Below are 20711 nucleotides of genomic sequence, written 5' to 3' on the forward strand. Positions count from 1 at the left end.
GCTGACGTCAGCCATTAAATGGCGGAATGAATGACAATCAGGGACCGCAGGCCAGCAACCGCCCGCGCGGCATTGTTGACCGACCGCCACCACTGGTTGCGGCTATGGCCGTGGGGAGCTGTACGACTCCGAACGCACGGTCCTAGGCCCAGAAGGTCCAGTCGTCGGCCGTGACTGTTCAGGCTGTAGCAGGTCAGCACGGCGCTTCAGTGGCCTCCAGGGTCGACGTCAGCGTTTTCCGCCGCCTCCTCAGTGTCCGTGCGAGCGCGTCGCGACTGATACAGGTATGCACCGATCAGCCTGATGAACTCGTCGGCGCGCTCACTCTCGCCGGTCAGTGCCTGGGTCAGCTTTCCGAACGCACCTTCGTTGAGCACAGCAGCGTCAGTGAGCGTCTCGCGCAGGTCCGGGGAGATCAAGAACTGGTCTTGAGCGTTGTTATCGATCTGCTCCGCGATGCGCGGGTCCTCCTCGGCCATCCCGGCCGCGGCGGTGACAAAGCCGCCGATCTGCGGGTCGGCGAACTCCCCGCCGAAGAGGTCGTTGATCTTCTCGATCACCTCCGAGAGCAGGACCTGCTGCGGGTCGTCACGACTCACGCCGGACCCGACACCTGTGATCCCCTTCAATCCCGGCGCCTCCTGGTCCCCGGACAGGCCGATCTCGGCCTTGCCCTGGTCGATCTGGCGGATCTTCTTCAACACGACCCCAGACAGGTCCACGTCAGCCTTCGGGTCATCGACAGCTAGCAGCCGCACCAGCTGCCGCAGGAACTCGGCAAGCTTCTCCAGGTCGGTGGTGCCGTAGTCGACCACCTGCGACATGAAGTCATACAGGCGCACGTAGGAGCCACAGTCCTTGCGAAACTCCCGAAGTCTGTTGAGCGCCTCGCTGTCGTGAGCCTCCGTCGCCTCGGTCCAACGGCCCATGAACTCGTCGCGCGCCGGTGTGATCGCAGCAGTTAGCGCCGAGTGTGACTGTAAGCCCCCCGTGCCCCACCAAGCCTCCGCGTACCGCTCGACGTCGCCCGGGGTGTAGATGCGTTCCTGGGCTAGCTTCGTCGCCAACCGGTGGACCTGGTTCGGATCCGTCTGTGTCTCGACGCGGGCCTCGGTGTAGTACTGCAGGAACGCTTCCTGGATTCCGTCGGGGTCGTTGACGAAGTCCAGGACGAAGGTCTTGTCCTTCTGCTCGCCCGAGGGAGCGCGGTAGGTGCGGTTAAGCCGGGACAGGGTCTGCACGGCGTGCACGTCTGGCAACATCTTGTCGACGTACATCGCGCACAGCAGCGGCTGGTCGAAGCCGGTCTGGAACTTCTCCGCTACCAACATCAGCCGATAGTCCGGGCGCTTGAACTCCCGAGCTAGATCAGCGCCGAGACCCGGGTTCATACTCGCCTCGGTCGCCTTCTCCAGACCGTACTCGGCGTCGGTGATATCACCGGAGTAGGCCACAATCGTCTTGATCCCATAGCCTTTGGTGCGGATGTATTTGTCGGTCTCGACCTTGTACCGCACCGCAGCCTGGCGCGAGTCGGTGACGACCATCGCCTTGGCCTGACCATCGAGCAGATGCGCTACGTTGGCGCGGAAGTGCTCGACGATGATCTCGACCTTCTGGCCGATATTGGACGGGTGCAGGTGCTTGAACCGCATGATCGCCCGAGTGGCGATCTTCGGGTCCACGAGACTATCTCCTTGCCCGTCATCATCGCTGGTGATCGTGCAGACGACACCGTCCCTGCCGCGCTGCTCGATCTCGAATGCGGTCTTGTAGGTCTGGTAACCACGCAGCACGTCGAGAATGAACCCCTCCTCGATCGCCTGCCGCATCGTGTAGACGTCGAACGAGACCGGCTTTCCGTCCTCGCCGGGACGTCCGAACAACGTCTTCGTCTTGTGCTTGGGGGTGGCGGTGAAAGCCAGGAAAGACACGTTCTTCGCTCCGGCACGAGCCGCGGTCTCCGCGCTGATCCGCTGCTCGCGTTCGTCGTCGGCCGACAGCAGTTCGTTGACGACATCCTGGGTGTCGACAGTCTCGTCCTCGGCCATCTGCTCACCTCCCTCGGTGAGGACCTTCTTCAGGTCGGCGGCAGTCTTGCCCGACTGGGACGTATGGGCCTCGTCGACGATCACCGCGAAGTTCTTGTCGCCTAACGTCGTCTCCAGCAGACCCTTGACATAAGGGAACGTTTGGATCGTCACGACGACGATCAGCGTCGGCCCGGTGAGTGCGTTCAACAAAGCCCTGGCCTTCGAACCGCCGGAGCGCCGTACCGCAGCGGAGTCGATTACCTCAACGGAACCCGAGCTGTCGTCGACCTGGTCCACGGCATCCTGGAGCTGCCTGTCCAAAACTTTGCGATCGGAGATGATCAGCACCTTGTCGAACACCTTCGTGTTCTCCGCGTCGTGCAGACGCGCGAGCCGGTGCGCGGACCACGCGATGGTATTCGTTTTGCCCGACCCGGCGGAGTGTTCGATCAGGTACCGGCGGCCGGGGCCTTCTTCTCGCACGGCCTCGACGAGCTTCCGCACCGCCCGCCACTGGTGGTATCGGGGGAACATCAGCGTCTTGGACCGCTTAATCCTGCCGGTGACCGGGTCCTCGTCGGTCTCCTCGCGCAGGAACATCTGGGAGCCGAGGATGGCGAGCCAGTTGTGTCGCTCCAGCACCTGTTCCCACAGGTAGGACGTCGCCGTGCCGTTGGGGTTCGCGGGATTGCCCTTCGCCCCGTTCTCGTGGCCCCGGTTGAACGGCAGGAAGTAGGTTTTCTCACCGGCGAGCTTGGTGGTCATCCAGACCTCGTCGTCGTCGACGGCGAAGTGCACGAGCGCCCGGCTGCCGAATCCGAGCAGCGGCTGCCCCTTCGGGTCGCGGTCCTTCTTGTATTGTTTGACCGCGGTGCGCCACTCTTGCTTGAAGAACGACTTGAGCTCAAGCGTCGCCGTCGGCAACCCGTTGACGAAGAACACCAAGTCGATCGAGCGGTTGTCGCCGCGCTTCGGGGAGAAGTGCACCTGACGCACCACACGCAGTCGCACGGCGTTGTACGCCTTAGTCACTGTTGGATTCAGCGTCGTCGCCGGAGCGAACTGGCACATACGCAAGTGCGCGGTCTGGCCTCGGGTGTGCGAGAACTTCCGTCGCAACACATTCAATGTGCCACCGCCCGAGGTCATCGGGGTGTCGAGGCGCGTCACTAGGGCATCGAGCAGCGCGTCCTTGTCTGCCTGCTCGGTCGGCGTGCCGACTTTGACGGCCTTCTCGTACTCCTCAGCCTGTGTCGTGCTGAGCCACCAGTGCACGTCCTCGGGCAACAGCGCCCGCGCTACGTCGTAGCCCTCGTCAGTCGGACTGTACTCCCAGCCGTGATCGGACAGATACTTGGCGATCTCGGTCTCGAACGCCTTCTCGCGCGTCTGATCTGCCGTTGCCACTGTCAGCTCGCCTTCCGCGCGGTGTGTACGTCGAACTGACCGGTCACCGCTGCCGTGATCAGCGCGGCACGGCGTTCCTTGGCCAGCGAGATGTGTTCCTGGGCCCTGGCGATGAGAGCGTCGATGCGCGCGGTCTGCTCGTCAAGGTCGTCCACGGCCGCATGCTGCTCGCGGATCGACGGCACCCGCATCGGTAGCCGGCCTACGATAGTCTTGTTAGTCGAGGCGAGGTTGGTTGTCTTCTTCGCGGTTCGATAGAAGTACTCACGCGCGGTTGGCGAGTCGAGCAACCTCGCCAGATACTCGGGGACGAGCATGGCAGGGTCCGCGCGAACGGCAAACACATGATTCTGGTGAATCATCGGACTTATGCGGCCGTCCCAGACTGTGCCGCGGCCCAGCTTGTCGATATCACCACCCTCAGTCATGAGGACGTCGCCAGGACGGAGCATCGATGCGGCCGCTTCCCTCGCCGACAGATGGATCTCCTTCACCTCCGTGAGGTCTACATGCCCCATCTGCACGTTGGCGACACGAAGATAAGGCCACAACGGGAAGCTTGGATTGCCATCGCCGGACAATGTGACACCTGTCTGGATGCGAGCGACTCTGCGCAACTGAGTGTCAGGCTCACCGAGCGCCGCCAAAACGTCAGCGGTCTGGCTCAAGCGCCGCTCCCGAAGGAGCGCAACGAACTCCTCCTGCTTAGCGACCAGGGTGTCGATCTGTGCCGTCTCGTGGTCCAAGAAGTCGGCGATGGCCCGCTGTTCGTTGAGCGGGGGTCGCGGGATTGTGACCTTGTCGAGGTCAGTGCTTCGGATACCTACTCGAGTCACCCCCGAGGCGAGCACTTCCCACTGTCGTGCGATGGGCGCGGATCGCAGTGCCCAGTACAGGAACTTTGGCACGACCTTCTCGGGAGCTGGCCGCACGATTGCGAGGTGGTAACCACAGATCAGATCGTCGGCCTCGTACTCCACGAACGCAGGAATCCCGATGTCGTCAGCTGTCTCGGAGTCTTTGGTGATCAAGGTATCCCCGAGGCGAATACGAAACCGCTTGATCTGTTCGCGTGTGGCGGTCGCCGACATGAAGTTCAAAGACCCCACGATTGAATCGTTGTGGTAGACGTCTACATAGTTGGCGAGCCGAACCGCAGGTTCCCCATCGACGGAGTGCTTATCAACGTTGCTTGTCCACGCGTCGGCAACCTCGAAGAGGCGCGCACCGGTCCATCCCGTGGGCAACGAGCCGAGCCACATGCTGATTCGTTCAGTGACGGCCGGGTGCTCAACGACGGTCGTCACGACTCGACCTCCTTGAGCATCTCCAGGATCTCGCCGACGACCCGGTTGAGGTCGGCGTCGATTTGCTCCAGCGGCCTCGGGGGTACGTACTCGTAGAAGTGCCGTGTGAACGGGATCTCGTATCCGGTCTTCGTCTTCGTCTTGTCGACCCAGGCGTCAAAGACGTGCGGCTTGACTTCTGCCTCGAAGTACGCGTCGATCGTCTTCTCGGCGGCGTCGTGGGTCTTGGGGTAACCGCCCCAACCGAACGGGATGTCCTCCGTGTCACGCAGCGCGGGATCAGGCTCGATCTGGCCTTTGTTCTTGCCCGACTGCACGCAACAGATGTCGGCGGCGTCGTCGTGCCGACCAATCGCCTGCCACAGTGCCTTGCGCTCGGCCGCGGTCAGCCGGACGCCCTTGTCACCGAGGTGTTTGCCGAGGTCGCGGAGGAACTCCTCGCGGTTCAAGTACAGCCGCTCGCCGAACAATCCGAGCGCCTCGACCAAGCCGCTGACGTTGCCGAGTGTCTTGTGCTCGGCGACGTCACTGATCCGCTCGGCGGTGCACTCGAAGTTGAGCCGTAGCGGGCGCTCGACGGTGATCGTCCAGTACGCGAAGTCGCGCTTCTCGAAGACCTTCGAGGTGGCGGAGAGTTCACGGGAGGCGAAGGTCTGCACGATCGCTTCGCGGTCCTTCTCGGCGATCTCGACACGCTTAGAACCGATCGACTTGGGCAGCTTGCTGCCCAGCCCCGTGGCGTCGATGAGTTGCACGACGCCCTTGCGGTCGGTTGGCTTAGCGTTCGACAGGATCCACAGGTAGGTTGCGATGCCGGTGTTGTAGAACATGTCGTTGGGTAGGGCAACGATCGCCTCGACCAGGTCGTTCTCAAGCATGTAGCCGCGGATCGCCGACGGCCCCGATCCCGCGCCACCGTTGAACAGCGGGGAGCCGTTGAGGACGATGCCCGCCCTGCCCCCGCGGCCTGTGTCGTCGACGTCGCGCATCTTCGAGGCGACATGAAGCAGGAACAGCATCGCGGCGTCGCCCGTACCCGGCAGCCCAGGGGCGAACCGGCCCTGTCCGCCGCGTTCGTGCTCCTTGTTGACATCCGAGGCGACTGCCTTCCAGTCGGTGCCGAACGGCGGATTGGACAGCACGTAGTCGAACTTCCGGTCTTTGAACCGGTCGACGACGAGAGTGTCGCCCTGACGCACGTTCGTCGGGTCCTGACCTTTGATCAGCAGATCCGCCTTGCAAATCGCGTAGGTACGTGGGTTGACCTCCTGACCGAACAGGGCCGTTGTGGCGCTGGAATTCAGGTCATGTAGGTGCTCGTCAGCCACCGTCAACATGCCACCGGTGCCAACAGTCGGGTCATAGATCGAACGTACTTGTCCGCGGTCGCGCAGCGCCTCGGTGTCCTCGGCGTAGACGAGGTCGACCAGCAGCCGCACCACGTCGCGCGGCGTGTAGAACTGCCCGGCACCGTCGTTGGCCGACTCCGCGAACCGGTAGATCAAGTTCTCGAACAGGTCGCCCATGTCGGCATTGGAGACGCTCTGAGGGGACAGGTCGATGCCAGCGAAGTGGTTGGCGACCTGCGAGAGACGCTCACGGGAGTCGAGCGTGCGTAGTACGTTCTCAAAGTCGAACGATTTGAACACGTCCAGGTTCGAGGAGAACCCGGCGACATAGTCGATCAAGTTCTCCGCAAGGTTCTCCGGGTCCTGCAGTGCGCGTTCCAGCGTGTAGTCACTGGTCGTCCAGAAGCTCAGACCAGCGTTGTCGGCAGTCCTCGTCTTGATCTTCAGGTGGGTGCGGCGCTGCTGCTCACCTGAGTAGGACTTGACGATCTCGGCCATCATCTCCCGGTGCGGCTCCATCACGCACTCCAGGCGACGTAGCACCGTGAACGGCAGGATCACCGAGCCGTACTCGGCTTCTTGATAGGGGCCTCGCAGTGTGTCGGCGACACTCCACACGAAACTACTGAGGACGCTCAAGGTCGCTACTTCCGGTCATGGACTGAGGGGGCCGTCGCGGCTCTATCGGTGAAGGCCGCCGACGCATTACCGCACCCTACCGGTGACCACCGGCCATTGGTGCTATTCGGCTCGCCCCCAGCCCGAAGGAAGCGAACCTGTCGGAGCAGGGCCCGCGACCTGCTGACCTGATGGCATTCAGCCCAAGCTGAATTTTAGACCGCGCGGCGGCTACGACCTGGCCCTTTGTAGTCGGTGAAGACCGAAACGCCGTTGATCTCGTGGTCGCCGGGGACATTGACATAACCGACCCCTGGTCCAAGTAGATTGTGCCACTTGGTCTTCCTGTTCGGATGTGAGGTATATCCGTTTGCACAACCATGTTTCGGCTTGAGCGTGCACGCTGTGCAGCAAGGTGCGGGTGATGCCTCGCTGCCGATGGTTCGGATGGATCCAGGCGTCCTAGATGTCCCGCCAGCGGTAAGCCGCTCGCCGCTGAAGTTGAGAAAGGCATTTGCGATACGTGGTGGACCGCCGCTCGATGGAAGGCGGGCGCGCGCGCCAGCGCTTCGTGAGAGACGAGCCCTGACGGCGATGCCGTCCGGGCTCGTTCTGTTGGGGCTGCGGTTACCGGTCGGCGCGTTCGGCGACTTGGCGTAGGTATTCGCGGATCAGTTCGGCCAGCCGTTGGTCCAGTTCGTCCAGTGCACGCGCGGGCCGACGCTCGCCGGGTGTCGACGCCGCACTGTATTCGGTGCCCAGTACCAACAGCGCCCGCGTACGCGGATGACAGGGCGATGAGCAGTGGTGGTGGACGCTGAGGGTGCGGATCGCGTCGTCGGGACTGAGGTCGCTGGGATCGACCGCGCAATTGGTGTCGGCGATGTTGCTGTCCTGGATCGCGGGCAGTGTGGTGCGGTGGGCGATCCTGGCCGCGCCACGGCCGTCGCGCTCCGGTAGGTACTCGGGTGTCATCGGCTCGCTCCCCATGTTCCGAGTGCGGCCCAGCAGCAGCGGCAGCTCGTCTCGCCCGTGCTGGGGCGGGTGGCGTGGGCGGGGGTCCAGTCCTGGGCGACCGTCAGGTCGGGGCCGAGCAGTTCCACGCCTGTCAGCATGGTCGTGACGTCGCGGGTTGTGCGGGGCCGCAGTGTGAGGTTGTGGGCGGTGTAGACGGTGGCTGCGCGCCGGGCGACGTCGGTGGCGGTGTCGGTGCAGATGTGGGTCACCGCCACGTACCCGCTGGCCAGTGCGGCGACAAGTTCCGCGATTACCTGTCCGGGTGCGTCGAGTTGTTCCAGGACCAGCGACCCGAACACCAGCGCGATCGGCTCGCGGGGGTCGAGCCAGCCTGTCGGGCCGTGCGGGTGGCCGATGGCAGCCAGGATCGCGGCCGGGTCACCCGGATCGGCTCGTGTGAACCGGGATTCGGCCATGAGGAGGGCGCGTCCGTGTGCTGTCACCAACGCGCCGTCATCGAGGTAGAGCACGTGGGCGGCCGGATTGATCTCGCGGGCAACGGTGTGCACGTTGCGTTTGCGCGGAAATCCGCACCCGATGACCGCGAACTGTGAGACCCCCGCCCGCGCCAGTTCCGCTACCGCGCGCAGCAAGAACATGTGCCCGGCGTGGACGCTGGCCCGGAATCCCGGCGCGTGACGGTCCAACAGGGCGGCCATGTCGCGGTCGCAGGCGAAGTTGTCCTTGCCGGATATCCGGTCAGGGTTGTAGGGGCGGTCGAGGTCGGCGGGCAGCAGAGCATCGAGGACGCGAGCGTGTGTCGGCCCCGACAGCTCGGCGTTGACCGCGCGCTCACGCGCCCGGATCGTGTCCGGGTCACAGGCCAGTTGGGTGGTCTGACCGCAGGTGGGGCACATCACCAGTTCGTCACCACCGACTGCATCCAGTCCCGGAACGCTTCGTAGTCCACCTCTGTCGATACGTGCATCGGGCGTCCGTACGGGTTGCGGTACAGGCGCGCGTCGTGGCCGATGCGGATCCGTTCGCTGGTGAACTTCACGAACGGATAGCCGAGGGCGGCCGACAGGGTCAGGGGGTCGTGCATCCACGAGCCGTCCTTGACAGCGAACCAGCGATGGAAATGCGTGGACAGCCACCGCGCCCACTCCGGAGCGGAATCGGCGTCCAGCGCGTCGATGAGTGCCCAGTCCTTGGTCACCCGGATCGCGGGATGGTTGGTGTGCTCGGAGAGCACCAACCTGGGGCGGGGCAGTATCCGCAGGGCGAGGCCGGCTGAACTCATGTCGGTGTGGAAGTTGTGGGAAGCGCGTTCGAGGTCGCGGTAGTGGTCGAGCCATCCGCCCATCTGGGTGACGACCACTTGCTCGGCGTACTCCGGTGCGGCGGTGAGCACCGCGGCCAGCTCGGCCATCGGACCGCACCCCACCCACCGCACCGGGCCTTCGGCCGAGGCGATCATGTTGGCGAGGACATCGATCATCGCGTGGTGACGGTTCTCGCGTTCCTCGGATGTCGGGCGCACATAGGCGGGGATCTGCTGGCCGGGATCGGGCAGGAACCGGCGCTTGCCGCCCAGGTCGATACCTTCGACGACGGGTACCTCGCCGCGGTCCAGCCAGTCCAGCACGCGGCGCGCGAACTGCGCGCGCAGACCGCCGACCTCATCCGCTGTCACTACCACCAGCTGGCTCGGCGGCACCAGCCGGGCTGCAAGCACCAACGCCACGAAATCGTCCGGGTCATAGGCGACATCGGTCGACAGCATCACGAGGCCACCGGTCTCGGGTTCAGGTTCGGGTTGGGTGGTCCACAGGTCGGTCGAGGGGACATGGTCGGGCATGTTCGGTTCTCCTTCATCGGGGTGAAACAGGTTGTGCTGTACGGGTTGTCGTCGCGTGTAGGGCCGGATGGTGACGGCGCGGTGCGGGTCACCGGCCAGCGGGAACCGGATTGCGGTCGTCACCGGCCATGCGGTGGGGCGGCGGTCAGGTGTTTCGGGCATGGGGTGCTCTCTTCAGGAAAGGGGTGGGTGGTGTCTACGTGGGCGACCTCAAGCCGAAGCCGTGTAGGTAAGGGGGACCGGGCGAGATGCCGAGTGGTGCGCTACACCGAGGTCGTGGTCATCGGTAAGCGGCGGGTACCGGCGAGGAGTTCTTCGACCAGGTCGGCGTAGGCGATGGCGAGGTCATCGACCACTTCCGCGGATGGCCAGAACACCTCTTCGGAGGCGCCCGCCAGCGTGGTGTAGGTGTGGGCGGTCAACTGGGCGAGGCGGTCGATGACCTGCCCCATCGTCTGGGTGTGGACCCGTGCACCCGAGACCGGTTCCGGGATCACCACCTGTACCCAGGTGTCGATGGTGTCCATCAACCGGGCACGGGGCGCGTCGATCACCGCCAGCGCTTCCCATGCTGTGTGTTCACGCCGCTGATGCAGCACGGCCAGTTCGGCAGCCGCGTTCAGTACCGGGTCGTCGGCGGGCAGTGGGAAGCCCCGGCAGGCCATGAGCAGTTCGTCCTTGCCCGGCAGCGCAGGTCTCATCAGCAACCGTCTCCGAGCGCGGGCAACCGCACCGACCGCTGAGTCAGCGCGTCAGCGAGATCGGTGTAACCATCCACCAGCTCCGCCAGCCGATACCAGGCCGCGTGCACCTGCGGATCTGCCACATCATCCACAGTCATCAACAGGTGGTAGGCGCGCGCCTGGCTACGCGCGAGGCGGTCGATGACCGCGCCGAGAGTCTCGGTGTGCAACCGCGCCCCCGAATGCGGAACCGGCAGACGCATGGCCGCCCACGAATCGACAGCGAGAACGAGTTCGTCACTGCGGCAACGGCAGCCGCACCGCAACCACCCCGGGGAGCCCCGATACAGCCTCCCGAATTCGGCGGCGAACCTCGTCAGCCGGTGCGCGTCGACGTGATGGCCGCGAATAGCGGAGAGCAGCGACTCCCCGGAGGGCAGCACCCTCGCATCGTCGTCTGGGGTGAAGGCCATCACTCACCTCCGCGCCCGCGACGACCGCGTTGGGGCGAGGAGGTCGCGGGTACGGCAAGCCACGGTGGTGCGCGACGGGATCGATGTGGCGTCGACCGGCTCGGAGATCCAATGCCAGCCGGTCGGGTGATCGGTCATCGGTAACCAGATCCGTTGCCGAGCGTCGAGGACTCGCACCCCGTGCGTCTCCAGGCTCGCCACGGTCGGCGTCGACATTCCGGCACCCCAGGCCGGGCCGACCAGGAACACCCACTCCCGATCCGGGCGGGCATGGGTCAGGACCGGCACCGAGGTGAACTTGCCCGTATCGATCAGTGCCTTCCGCACCCGCCCACCCAGCGGCGCGGGCATCACCACCGCACCCAACGCCAGCGACGCGACCAGGAACACGCGATCGAACGCGCACGACACGATGAACCCGCGCCGCCGGTACACCTCGGCGACCTCCCGTGCACTGTGACATCTCTCGAACATCACCGCACTACCGCCCGAACCTCGAACACGCGCCATGCCGCCGCGTCCAAAGCGGCATCGAGTTCTGCCAACTCGAAGGCGGCGGCCTCGTGGCCTCGTGCGGCTCCCGCACTGAACGCCGCGACTGCCGCAGCCGAGGTCACGGCCTGCTCGCCGGTCACTGTGCCCGGCCCAGCCGTGAGAGGGCCTGCGAGGCGTCGCCGAGCGACCACAGCCGCTCCGCCGAGTTGTCCATCATGGCCAACCCGACGAGTTCGAGCACCGTCAAACCCAGCGCAGCCGCATAGCCGCGCATGGCGTCCAGCTCTTCGGCCACCCGCAGAGCGGCGCTCGCTTGGTTCTTCGACAGCGTCCGGCCAGGTAGGAAGCTCACCACCCACTGGCCCTGACCGACGCAACGGGCCTGATGCCCGATCTGAGCCTCGCCGGTCAACGATCGCTCACTGTTTCTTTTCGGCATGTCTAACCGCCTCTGAGCTGGGGAAGAGAGTTCAACCCGCTTTTGAATTCACAATCAGATTTAAACTTAAAAACGAGTTTGGCGCTAGATTTCAGGTCAATCCGATGCGGTAGTTTGGGCAGAAGCATCGGCGAGGACGGAAGGATCGGATGCGCGACGACGAGCTATCAGATGCGTCGGCCCTGCGATTCCTTGTTGGGAGCGCGCTGAAGGCAGCGAGAACCAGCGCGCGCATCACGCAGCAAGCTGCCGCGAAGCACATCGGCTTCACGTCGGGCAAGTTGAGCTACATGGAGAGTGGCGAAACTGCCCAGAGCGCCGACCATGTCGCCCAGTTGATGCGGCTCTACAACGCACCCGCTGAAGATGTCGAGTGGGTGGTCTCGCTGGCGGTCCGCGCCGACCACGGCGTCCTGTCCACGCGCAACGATGACGTTTGGCCTGACTGGTTCAAGCTGTACGTCGGCCTTGAGAAGCTGGCCCAGCGGCAATTCGAGTACACCAACAGCTTCTTTCCCGGTCAGCTCCAAACGCTCGACTACGCCACAGCCGTGGTTGGCGATAGCCTCCACATACCCGCCAAGGATGTCGCTCAGACCGCTCGTGCACGTATCGACCGGCAACGGGTGGCTGACGACGACAAGCCGCTGCAGATCAGCGCGGTCGTGGAGGAGTCGGTACTGGATCGGCCCTTCGGCGGCCCGACGGTGATGATCGAGCAGTTCGAGCATGTCCTCGAACTGATGACCTTGCCGAACATCGACCTGCGCGTCATCCCTACAGCGGTCGGGAATCACGACGGGCTATCGAATCCGTTCATCCTGCTGAACTTCACTGAGGCTCGCGGGATCGCTTACATCGAGTACCACACCGGTGCCCTCTACCTGCAAGAACGCTCCGACGTAGACTTGTATGCATTGATCGCGGATCGACTCTCAGATAGAGCGCTCTCAGCGGAGGACACGGCAAGCGCCATTCAGAGTCGGATCATGAAGATGAAGAACATGGAGTGAGGATGACCACCAATATCCGGCTGAGTGAGTGGACAACGAGCACCTTCAGCGGCAACAACGGTGGCGCGTGCGTTGAGGTAAAGATCGATGGCGACGCCATCCTTGTCCGCGACACCAAGTTCCGCCGAAACCCAGCCAACCACGGCACGACACAGCCTCAGATTGAGATACCGATCAGCCTGTGGGCCGAGGTCTGTGACCGTACAGTCGGCATGTCCTCCTTCGCGGTGGGTGAGACTATGCGAGTGACTATTCACCCAGATGGCGCGGCGACCTTCAGCAGCCCAGACGCCGAACTGGAGTTCACACCTGACGAAATGGACGCATTTGCCAAGGGCATCGTTGATGGGGAGTTCACGGCACCCTGACCTGCGAACAGTTGGTCGATCAGTCTGCCGGGCCTGCACAATCTCTCCTACGGCGGACGCAGGGCGCTAAAACCGGTCGAACCTGGTCGCCTTACGATGGATGCTTGATCCAGCTCGCCTACTCGGGGCGGCTGCGACATCCCTCGACCAGTCTGGAAGGCGTCTATGTACTCGGCCGACATCAGGAGCCGCGCCCTCAGCTTCTTCGAGAAGCGAGGCCATACCGTCGTACCGTCAGCATCGTTGATCGCTGATGACCCGACCCTGCTTCTGATCAACGCGGGTATGGCACCGTTCAAGCCCTACTTCCTCGGCGAGGCGCCCGCCCCGTATAAGCGGGCCACGAGCTTGCAGAAGTGCGTACGCACCGTCGACATCGAAGAGGTCGGCCAGACGAGCCGTCACGGCTCGTTCTTCCAGATGTTCGGCAACTTCTCCTTCGGCGACTACTTCAAAGAGAAGGCCATCCCCTACGCCTGGGAGTTCCTCACCAGCTCGATCAGTGATGGCGGGCTCGGGTTACCCGAGGACAAACTGTGGGTGACCGTCTACCTCGATGACGACGAAGCCGAGGAGATCTGGCGTCGCGACGTCGGGGTGCCCAAGGACCGTATCCAGCGCCTGGGCATGTCCGAGAACTTCTGGTCGATGGGTGTGCCCGGCCCGTGCGGGCCGTGCTCGGAGATCTGCTTCGACCGCGGACCCGACTTCGGCCAAGAAGGCGGGCCGGTCGCCAACGACGAGCGCTACCTCGAAATCTGGAACCTCGTGTTCATGCAGAACATCCGAGGCGAAGGCCCCGCCAAGGAGGGGTATCCGATCCTCGGGGACCTGCCGTCGAAGAACATCGACACCGGGTTCGGTCTCGAACGCATGGCCCTGCTGCTGCAAAATGTGCCCACCATCTTCGACATCGATACCACCCGCCAAATCCTCGACTTGGCCGCCGAACTCAGCGGAGCCAAGTACGGTGCCGGGGTCACCGAGGATGTGCGGTTGCGTGTGGTCGCCGATCACATTCTCACCAGCGTCATGCTCATCGGTGACGGCGTCACCCCCTCCAACGAGGGACGCGGCTACATCCTGCGTCGCATCCTTCGCCGAGCTGTGCGCATGATGAAACTCCTTGGGTCGGACGATCCGGTCGTGCACGAGCTGGTCGCGCGCACCGTCAAGGCGATGAGCCCGATGTATCCCGAACTCAAGGACGAGCACAAGCGCATCGACCGCGTCGCTGTCGCCGAGGAAGCCGCCTTCACTCAAACCCTGCGTTCGGGTACCGCGATCTTCGATTTGGCTGCCTCGGAACTGCGCAAGGCCGACGTCCGAGTCCTGCCCGGCGATAAGGCTTTCCAGCTCCACGACACCTACGGCTTCCCGATCGACCTCACTCTTGAGATGGCCGCCGAGGCCGGGCTGAAGGTGGACGAGACCGGGTTCCGGGAGCTGATGACCCAGCAGCGCGCGCGCGCCAAGGCTGACGCCGCCGCCCGCAAGTCCGGCGGGCACGGCGAGTCCGGGGTCTACCGCGACCTGCTCGCTCAAGGCCCCACCGAGTTCACCGGCTATGGCGAACTCACCTCCGAGGCCACTGTGCGCGGTCTCATCCGCGACGGCGAACGCATCCGCTCGGCCGCCGAGGGCGACATCGTCGAACTCGTCCTGGACCGCACCCCGCTCTACGCCGAGGCCGGTGGACAGGAAAGCGACGCCGGGGTGATCACCGCCGATGGCGTCGACCTCGAGGTCCTCGACGTCCAGAAGATCGCCCGCAAGCTCTGGGTCCACCAGGTCAAGGTCCGACGCGGGGAGATCGCCGAGGGCGCGTCGGTGCTGGCCAAGGTCGACCCGGAATGGCGGCTCGGTGCCCGCCAGGCCCACTCGGGAACCCATATCGTGCACGCGGCCCTGCGGCAGGTCCTGGGGCCGACCGCCTTGCAGAGCGGTTCCTACAACAAGCCCGGGTACCTGCGCCTGGACTTCTCCTGGACCGGTGGCCTCTCACCCGAGACCCGGACCGAGATCGAGGAGGTAGCCAACCTCGCCGTCCGCCGTGACCTGCCCGTGGCCGTGGAGTACATGCCGCTGCCGAAGGCCCGCGAGATCGGTGCCTTGGCGTTGTTCGGTGAGACCTACGACGAAGACGTCCGTGTGGTCGAGATCGGCGGGCAGTGGTCGCGAGAGCTGTGCGGTGGTACCCATGTCGGGCACTCGTCGCAGGTCGGTCCGCTGACGGTGATCGGTGAGTCCTCGGTCGGGTCGGGGCTGCGTCGGGTGGAAGCCTATGTCGGTATCGATGCCTACCGGTACCTTGCCAAGGAACGCGCGTTCGCGGTCAAGGTGAGCGACATCCTGAATGTGCCGACCCCGGAAATCGGTGATCGCGTCGCCGCGCTGGTCAAGCAGCTCCGCGACGCCGAGAAGCAGCTCGGCCGCTTCCGGGCCGATCTGCTGCGGAATCTCTCAAAGGATCTCGCGAGCAAAGCCACCTCGATCGGTGGTGTCGCGGTCGTCGCCGAACACCTGTCCGAGCCCGCTACTACCGAAGAGCTGCGCAGCGTTGTCCTCGACGTGCGCAAGTATCTCGGCAACGATGCGTCGGTGGTCGTCTTGACCGCACTGTCCAACGACAAGCCCATCGTGGTCGCAGCCGTCAACCAGGCCGGACAGGAGCGCGGGCTCAAAGCCGGTGACCTGGTGCGCGTCGCCTCTAAGGCCCTCAAGGGCGGCGGCGGCGGCAAACCCGACATCGCCCAGGGCGGCGGCACCGACCCGCTCGCCACCAGCGAGGCCCTGCGGCTGGTGCGCGAGACAGTCGGTCAGAAGGCCACGCCCTGACCCGCCGTAGCCAGTTCAGTCGGCCCCGAGATGCGACAGCACCTCGGGGCCGACCTCGTCCGGGCTGATAAGGACCAGATCCGCGCCCGCCTCCCGCAACGCATCCGGTCCGGTGAATCCCCATCCCGCGCCGACGGTGAACACCCCCGCCGCGCGTCCGGCCGCGATATCGGTCGGGGAGTCGCCGAGGAAGAACGCCCGATCGTGCGGTACTGCGAGCCGAGCACACGCCGCAAGTACTCCATCGGGCGCCGGCTTGGGGACCGCGTCCTCGTAGGCCACGAGGACGTCGGTGAGGTCGGCTACGGCGGGGGGAATCCAGAACTCGATCCGGCTGCGTGCCTGGGCGGTGACGATCCCGATACCGGCACCGTGGGCGGCCAATGCCGACATCGCCGCGACGACGGCCTCGAACACAAGCACGCCTTCGCTCACCGCGGCCGAGAGCGCCGCGTCGAAGTGTCGGTAATACACCTCACGAGGATCAGGCACTCCCAACATCTCCAGGGCCTGCACCGGGGGCATCGCGGCGCACTGGCCCAGCACGCTCTCCTCCACCGTGCTCATCGACCACGTCTGCGCCAGAGCACGCAGCGCCGCCAGCGTCGCCACGCGGCCGTCGATGACCACGCCGTCGAGGTCGAAAAGGGCCGCATACCGGCGCTCACCCGAGCGCATCCGACACCTCCCCGCGCCGGGGCACACATACCAGCTCGTCCGGGTCCAGCAGCCCACGCAGCTCGATTCCGTTGGCGCGCAGTAAAATACCGCCCCCGAGACGACGGTCCAGGACGCACACCACGGTCGACACGTGCGCGCCGATGCCGTGCAGCGCGTCCACCGCGCGGTGGACCTGTCCTCCAGTGCGCACGACGTCATCGATCACCACCACGCGGGTACCGACCGCGATCTCCCCCTCGACCTGACGTCGTAGGCCGTGCGCTTTTGGTTCGGGACGCACGAACGCGGCCGGGATGCCCGTCACGGCCGACACAGCCACCGCCAGCGGCACACCGCCCAGCGCGACCCCGGCGATCACATCGGCATCAGTCGGAATCAGGCCCGCCATCGCCGCAGCGACCTCGGCCAGCAGCTCAGGCGCCGCAGCGAGAGCGTATTGATCGAAGTACTCGTCGAGGACCTCACCGGAGGCGAGCACGAAACCGCCCTTGCGCATCGCGGACTCCCGGATCCGAGCCACCAGCCCGGCCGAGACCGTCATCGGTCACCAGCCGAGACCGCAGACGGAGCCGCGTCGAGCGCTGACAACGCGCGGGTGAATCCCTCCAGATCGGCGATCTCGCACAGGAACGACAAGGGCCGGGTCGGTGACTCGAACAGCCACCGCTCCGCGCGCAGGAACGCGGCCAGCCGCAGCGCGGTCGGCCCGCACAGCCACACCGGTACCGGGCGGATGTTGCCCGCATACCACAGCGCGGCGGTGAGTTCGTGCAGGGTTCCAACCCCGCCGCCCATCGCGATCACCACATCAGCGCCGTCCAGGAACCGGTGCAGCCGTTCACCCATCGTCGGCAGATGCACAGAAGAAGAGATATAGGGGTTGAACTCGCCCCACTCCATTCCGTCCAAGGAAACCGCGACCACCTGTCCGCCCCGGTCTGCGGCTCCGCGAGCAGCTTCCTCCATCAGCCCGTTGTAGCCGCCGTGCTGGAGCACGAATCCCGCCGCGCTCAGGGCGTCGCCGATGCCGTAGGCGAGTTCGAGATCGGCGACCGAGCCCGGCACTACGCCACCGAAAAACGAGGCAGTTCTATTGGTTTGGCTCATCACAGCTCCATGTAGCGGCGGTAGGCGTCGATCGCGTCACGGTGGGTCTGCAGGATCTCCGGGACCGCTCTCTCCGCGACGGCGATCACTCGATTCAAGCCTTCGGTGACAGAGGCCAGCGTGGGGATCGGTGGCGCGGTCACCAACGCGGTCAGATGCTCGAGACAGTCGCGCCCGAGCGGAGTTCTGCCGATCTCCTCGTGCAGTTGGTACCAGCCGTAGTAGGACGAGGACGGAGCGAGAGCGGTTTTGATCAGGTTCTTGACCGCTGTGTTGAACAGGAATCCCTCGGAATAGGCGACGAAGTCCTGCCCGCGTGTGACTCGCTTGCGGATCAGATACCCGATCACCAGGGCTTCAATCAGCAGGTTCTCACAGTCGGGGGGTTGGTGCACCGCGCGTGTGACGAACCGCGTCGTCTCGTCATCGACGGTACGGGTGGCCTCGGGGTCGCGGGTGAAGATCGTCTGGCATAGCGACTGTTCGCGCACTCGTGCCAGGCGGCTCGCCGGAACGGCGTAGAGGTCCAACTGCTGGAGGTGATCGGCCCGCACGAGCAGGAACACATATCCGAGCCCGCCCATGTCGCCTACGATCGTGTCACGCCATCCGGGCAGGATGCCGCCGAGTTCGGTCCCGATAAGCGGGTCCAGCGCTGAGACGAACTGCGGGAACCTCGCGTCCTCGACGGCCACCACGAAGTCCACATCCGAGAGGCGGTCCGCGGTGCCGCGAGCCAGCGAGCCGCGCACCAGCAGCTCGGTCACCGCGTCACTGCGCGTGAACAGTTCGGTCGCGGCCTCGAGCAGCGCGAACTGATCAGGGCGGTTTGTTTCCAGCAGGGTACGCAGGCCGGGAGTCTTCATGCGAGCACCCCCGGCGCGACCTCGCCGAGCATCGTGCGCTTGTTCGTTCGCCACCGTTGCGCGGCCTCGGTGTCGCCCAGCCGGGCGTACAGCTCCGCGATCAGGTCGTAAACCTGCCCTTCAGGGAGGGCGCGTTCGTAGAACAGCCGCAGCAGGTGCTTCTCGGCCGTGGACGGGTAACCCAGCTCGGCCAGCGATAGCGCCTGATCGAACCGCCGCGTCAGTTCCTCGGACGTGGCGGAGGGCATGGGTTCGGCGTCATCGGCCTCCAGCCACGCATTATCGACCGCCTCGGTGAGTCGGTCATCGAGGTAGCAGTCCAGCAGCAGGTGGTATCGGTCGGGGCCGAGCAGATTGCCCGCGCCGTGAGCGTGAGTCGGTCTCAACAGCCAGATCCGCCCGGCGCGTAGTCGGACTCGGGCACCGGCGGTGACCAGGACAGCCGAAGCGTTGGTCACCAGCGGGACATGCAACCGCACCCGGGCCGAGCTGTCGAGTTCCTGATAGTCGCGATGCTCCCACAGAAACGAGTGCGCGCTCAGTCGCGCGAGCCGCGCCCACATGAAGCAAAATCCCAACGAAAGCAGAAACTCTCGTGTGACCGGCATCTGCTCGAGCATCGTCGTCGCTCGCGGAGAACAATCAGTGATTCGCACATCACGGGGGTCGCCCGAATCGTTGATCAGCGATAGCGTCGACCAACCCCCGGACTGGAACTCCCCGTACTCGGCCACCCACGCTCGATCGTCGGGAACTGTCAACGCCTCGTGACGTATTCGATCCAATGTGGTCACCTCGACTCGATCCAGACACGCTATCTGCCCGACGAGTTTGCCGAGCCCAGACACGGATTTCGCTATCATTGCCGCCCACCTACTCCCCGAGTATCGGTGGGATGGGGTGATCCGCACGCGGCGAGAGTGAGCATGACGGCAGCGGCGAGAACAGAACCAAGCTGCTGAACGGGAACCAGTTTCATGATGCGGGGCTCCTAACGGGGGAATGGTGCGTGTCGGCGTCACCAGGGCACAGGCCAAGGCGACCGCATTTTGGATGCTGGTGTTGGGGAAGTGCTCCGCGCTCGGGGCGACAACGCGGTGGTGCTCATAACGCGGGCTGGCGGGTCGGGGCCAGGCAGGCGTGCACCGCATACAGCACCGCACGCCCGGAGGTACGGAAGACCAAGTGCGCGACGGTAATCCATCCGCGATACTCCGAGCCCTGATCGGCTCGCGAACGGCAGCGCCACGAAGTCGCCGTTGCCGAGCACCGTTATCCGGCGGCTGCGGTACAAGGCGGCCTCAGCCGCGGTCATCGTGGCGGGGATGTCGGAGCGGATCAGAAACGTCCACGTGGCGGTCGGGGGTTCGTCCGGGCACGGCGACTGCCTGCTGTCGGGTTTCATCGCCGAGCCGTCCTAGGTAGGAGTGCTCGGGCGCACTCAATCACCACTTCGCCGAAGGGCCGAAAGGTGCCGGTTGCCGGGGAGATCCAGGTGCGGATCATCAGTGGGTCCGGGACGGGCGAGGGCAGGGCGATGTCTCCGTCGCGGATGACTACCACCCGGGCGTGCCACAGCTGGGCGATGACGGCAGGGTCGGCGATAGGCCGTATGTCGGCTCGTACGAGGAAGGTCCACATCCCTGCGCGGGGGTGGCCGATGATCGACAGCGGAGCGACACTACGCAGATCGAGGCTGTTCTTGACCTGCTGCGCCAGTCCGGTCGGCATCATCACCGCTGCGACGAGAGACCCGGCCTTCATCGTGATCCGTCCCGTTTGCGGGTCGACCACGGTCGGCAACGAACATATGCGGCGGTAGAACTCGGACCGGCTGTGCGGAGACTCGGTGTTCGGCTGCACCGGCGTGCTGGTCGGCGTCATCGCAACTCCCCGGACGGCTCAGTAACCCTGGTCGCCCATCCGGCGATCGTCATCGCGTTGAGCTGCCTGACCAGGGTCGACAGTGAGCAGTCGAATGCGCGAGGGATCTCGGTCTCGGCGAGGGCGCCGGCCGACTCGCCCAGCTCGGCCTGCCTCGCCGCGGGCGGGAGTGAGTTCGGCTCGTTGCTGCCGTTCATGCGCGGCCTCCCTGATGGCGTTTCCAACGTTGAGGGAAGTCGGATCGGGCGGTTGTGCCTCGGCCTCCCCAGGAATGGGTTCCTGGTGAAAATCGTGGCGCGCCAGCCGTATTGGAAGGAACCGCACAGTGTTGG

22 protein-coding genes are annotated in these 20711 nt (G+C 64.9%); 4 read left to right on the top strand and 18 right to left on the bottom strand.

Annotated elements, in window-relative coordinates; translation table 11 throughout:
• Nucleotides 1–206 precede the first annotated feature (206 nt).
• From AB0L97_RS26895 to AB0L97_RS26945, 11 genes are all read right to left on the bottom strand, one after another.
• The gene (locus AB0L97_RS26895; RefSeq protein ID WP_364434575.1) at nucleotides 207–3440 is read right to left on the bottom strand and encodes a type I restriction endonuclease; all 3234 of its coding nucleotides are present in this window, start codon (nucleotides 3438–3440) and stop codon (nucleotides 207–209) included.
• Between the two features lie 2 nt (nucleotides 3441–3442).
• Nucleotides 3443–4747, bottom strand: coding sequence for a restriction endonuclease subunit S (locus AB0L97_RS26900; protein WP_364434578.1), 1305 nt, complete (start codon nucleotides 4745–4747; stop codon nucleotides 3443–3445).
• Entirely contained in the window at nucleotides 4744–6735 is a 1992-nt protein-coding gene (locus AB0L97_RS26905) for a class I SAM-dependent DNA methyltransferase (protein WP_364434581.1), read from the bottom strand. The genes AB0L97_RS26900 and AB0L97_RS26905 overlap by 4 nt, the downstream gene beginning before the upstream one ends.
• A gap of 210 nt (nucleotides 6736–6945) precedes the next feature.
• Nucleotides 6946–7167 (bottom strand): GNAT family N-acetyltransferase, encoded by a 222-nt coding sequence (locus AB0L97_RS26910; protein WP_364434859.1) that lies wholly within the window; start codon nucleotides 7165–7167, stop codon nucleotides 6946–6948.
• 174 nt (nucleotides 7168–7341) lie between these two features.
• Nucleotides 7342–7689: a hypothetical protein gene (locus tag AB0L97_RS26915; protein ID WP_364434584.1), complete on the bottom strand. Its 348-nt coding sequence runs from the start codon at nucleotides 7687–7689 to the stop codon at nucleotides 7342–7344.
• Entirely contained in the window at nucleotides 7686–8588 is a 903-nt protein-coding gene (locus AB0L97_RS26920) for an SAM-dependent methyltransferase (protein WP_364434862.1), read from the bottom strand. Before AB0L97_RS26920 ends, AB0L97_RS26915 begins: the two co-directional genes overlap by 4 nt.
• The gene (locus AB0L97_RS26925) at nucleotides 8588–9694 is read right to left on the bottom strand and encodes a nucleoside hydrolase (protein ID WP_364434587.1); all 1107 of its coding nucleotides are present in this window, start codon (nucleotides 9692–9694) and stop codon (nucleotides 8588–8590) included. The genes AB0L97_RS26920 and AB0L97_RS26925 overlap by 1 nt, the downstream gene beginning before the upstream one ends.
• Before the next feature lie 101 nt (nucleotides 9695–9795).
• Complete coding sequence (locus AB0L97_RS26930; RefSeq protein ID WP_364434590.1) at nucleotides 9796–10233, bottom strand: DUF4254 domain-containing protein; 438 nt, start codon at nucleotides 10231–10233, stop codon at nucleotides 9796–9798.
• Nucleotides 10233–10688, bottom strand: a complete 456-nt coding sequence (locus AB0L97_RS26935; protein ID WP_364434593.1) for a DUF4254 domain-containing protein — start codon at nucleotides 10686–10688, stop codon at nucleotides 10233–10235. The genes AB0L97_RS26930 and AB0L97_RS26935 overlap by 1 nt, the downstream gene beginning before the upstream one ends.
• 3 nt (nucleotides 10689–10691) lie before the next feature.
• Complete coding sequence (locus AB0L97_RS26940) at nucleotides 10692–11162, bottom strand: hypothetical protein (RefSeq protein ID WP_364434597.1); 471 nt, start codon at nucleotides 11160–11162, stop codon at nucleotides 10692–10694.
• 157 nt (nucleotides 11163–11319) lie between these two features.
• Nucleotides 11320–11595: a hypothetical protein gene (locus tag AB0L97_RS26945; protein ID WP_364434600.1), complete on the bottom strand. Its 276-nt coding sequence runs from the start codon at nucleotides 11593–11595 to the stop codon at nucleotides 11320–11322.
• Nucleotides 11596–11771: 176 nt separating this feature from the next.
• On the opposite strand from AB0L97_RS26945, the gene AB0L97_RS26950 reads away from it, so the two are divergent.
• The 3 genes from AB0L97_RS26950 (at nucleotide 11772) to alaS (ending at nucleotide 15841) form a co-directional block, all read left to right on the top strand.
• A complete protein-coding gene (locus AB0L97_RS26950; RefSeq protein ID WP_364434603.1) occupies nucleotides 11772–12635 on the top strand; it encodes a helix-turn-helix transcriptional regulator in 864 nt (287 codons plus the stop codon).
• Between the two features lie 2 nt (nucleotides 12636–12637).
• Complete coding sequence (locus tag AB0L97_RS26955) at nucleotides 12638–13003, top strand: DUF397 domain-containing protein (protein WP_364434606.1); 366 nt, start codon at nucleotides 12638–12640, stop codon at nucleotides 13001–13003.
• 165 nt (nucleotides 13004–13168) lie between these two features.
• Entirely contained in the window at nucleotides 13169–15841 is a 2673-nt protein-coding gene (gene alaS / locus AB0L97_RS26960; protein WP_364434608.1) for an alanine--tRNA ligase, read from the top strand.
• 15 nt (nucleotides 15842–15856) lie between these two features.
• On the opposite strand, the gene AB0L97_RS26965 is transcribed toward alaS, so the two are convergent.
• The 5 genes from AB0L97_RS26965 to AB0L97_RS26985 are packed head-to-tail and all read right to left on the bottom strand — an operon-like array spanning nucleotide 15857 to nucleotide 19646.
• Nucleotides 15857–16519 carry an HAD-IA family hydrolase gene (locus AB0L97_RS26965; RefSeq protein WP_364434611.1) on the bottom strand — a complete coding sequence of 221 codons (663 nt, stop codon included), beginning with the start codon at nucleotides 16517–16519 and terminating at the stop codon, nucleotides 15857–15859.
• A complete protein-coding gene (gene pyrE / locus AB0L97_RS26970; protein WP_364434614.1) occupies nucleotides 16506–17063 on the bottom strand; it encodes an orotate phosphoribosyltransferase in 558 nt (185 codons plus the stop codon). Before pyrE ends, AB0L97_RS26965 begins: the two co-directional genes overlap by 14 nt.
• Nucleotides 17060–17629: an LOG family protein gene (locus AB0L97_RS26975; protein ID WP_364434617.1), complete on the bottom strand. Its 570-nt coding sequence runs from the start codon at nucleotides 17627–17629 to the stop codon at nucleotides 17060–17062. Before AB0L97_RS26975 ends, pyrE begins: the two co-directional genes overlap by 4 nt.
• Entirely contained in the window at nucleotides 17629–18495 is an 867-nt protein-coding gene (locus tag AB0L97_RS26980) for a nucleotidyltransferase domain-containing protein (protein WP_364434620.1), read from the bottom strand. The genes AB0L97_RS26975 and AB0L97_RS26980 overlap by 1 nt, the downstream gene beginning before the upstream one ends.
• The gene (locus tag AB0L97_RS26985; RefSeq protein WP_364434623.1) at nucleotides 18492–19646 is read right to left on the bottom strand and encodes an aspartyl/asparaginyl beta-hydroxylase domain-containing protein; all 1155 of its coding nucleotides are present in this window, start codon (nucleotides 19644–19646) and stop codon (nucleotides 18492–18494) included. Before AB0L97_RS26985 ends, AB0L97_RS26980 begins: the two co-directional genes overlap by 4 nt.
• Before the next feature lie 108 nt (nucleotides 19647–19754).
• On the opposite strand from AB0L97_RS26985, the gene AB0L97_RS26990 reads away from it, so the two are divergent.
• Complete coding sequence (locus AB0L97_RS26990; RefSeq protein WP_364434626.1) at nucleotides 19755–19916, top strand: hypothetical protein; 162 nt, start codon at nucleotides 19755–19757, stop codon at nucleotides 19914–19916.
• Here the strand turns inward: AB0L97_RS26990 and AB0L97_RS26995 are convergent.
• The gene (locus AB0L97_RS26995; protein WP_364434629.1) at nucleotides 19897–20379 is read right to left on the bottom strand and encodes a DNA-directed RNA polymerase subunit beta; all 483 of its coding nucleotides are present in this window, start codon (nucleotides 20377–20379) and stop codon (nucleotides 19897–19899) included. The two genes, AB0L97_RS26990 and AB0L97_RS26995, sit on opposite strands and share 20 nt — an antisense overlap.
• Nucleotides 20376–20576 carry a hypothetical protein gene (locus AB0L97_RS27000; protein WP_364434632.1) on the bottom strand — a complete coding sequence of 67 codons (201 nt, stop codon included), beginning with the start codon at nucleotides 20574–20576 and terminating at the stop codon, nucleotides 20376–20378. Before AB0L97_RS27000 ends, AB0L97_RS26995 begins: the two co-directional genes overlap by 4 nt.
• Nucleotides 20577–20711 lie beyond the last annotated feature (135 nt).

Source organism: Nocardia sp. NPDC051911, assembly GCF_040681035.1.
Taxonomy (GTDB): domain Bacteria; phylum Actinomycetota; class Actinomycetes; order Mycobacteriales; family Mycobacteriaceae; genus Nocardia; species Nocardia sichangensis.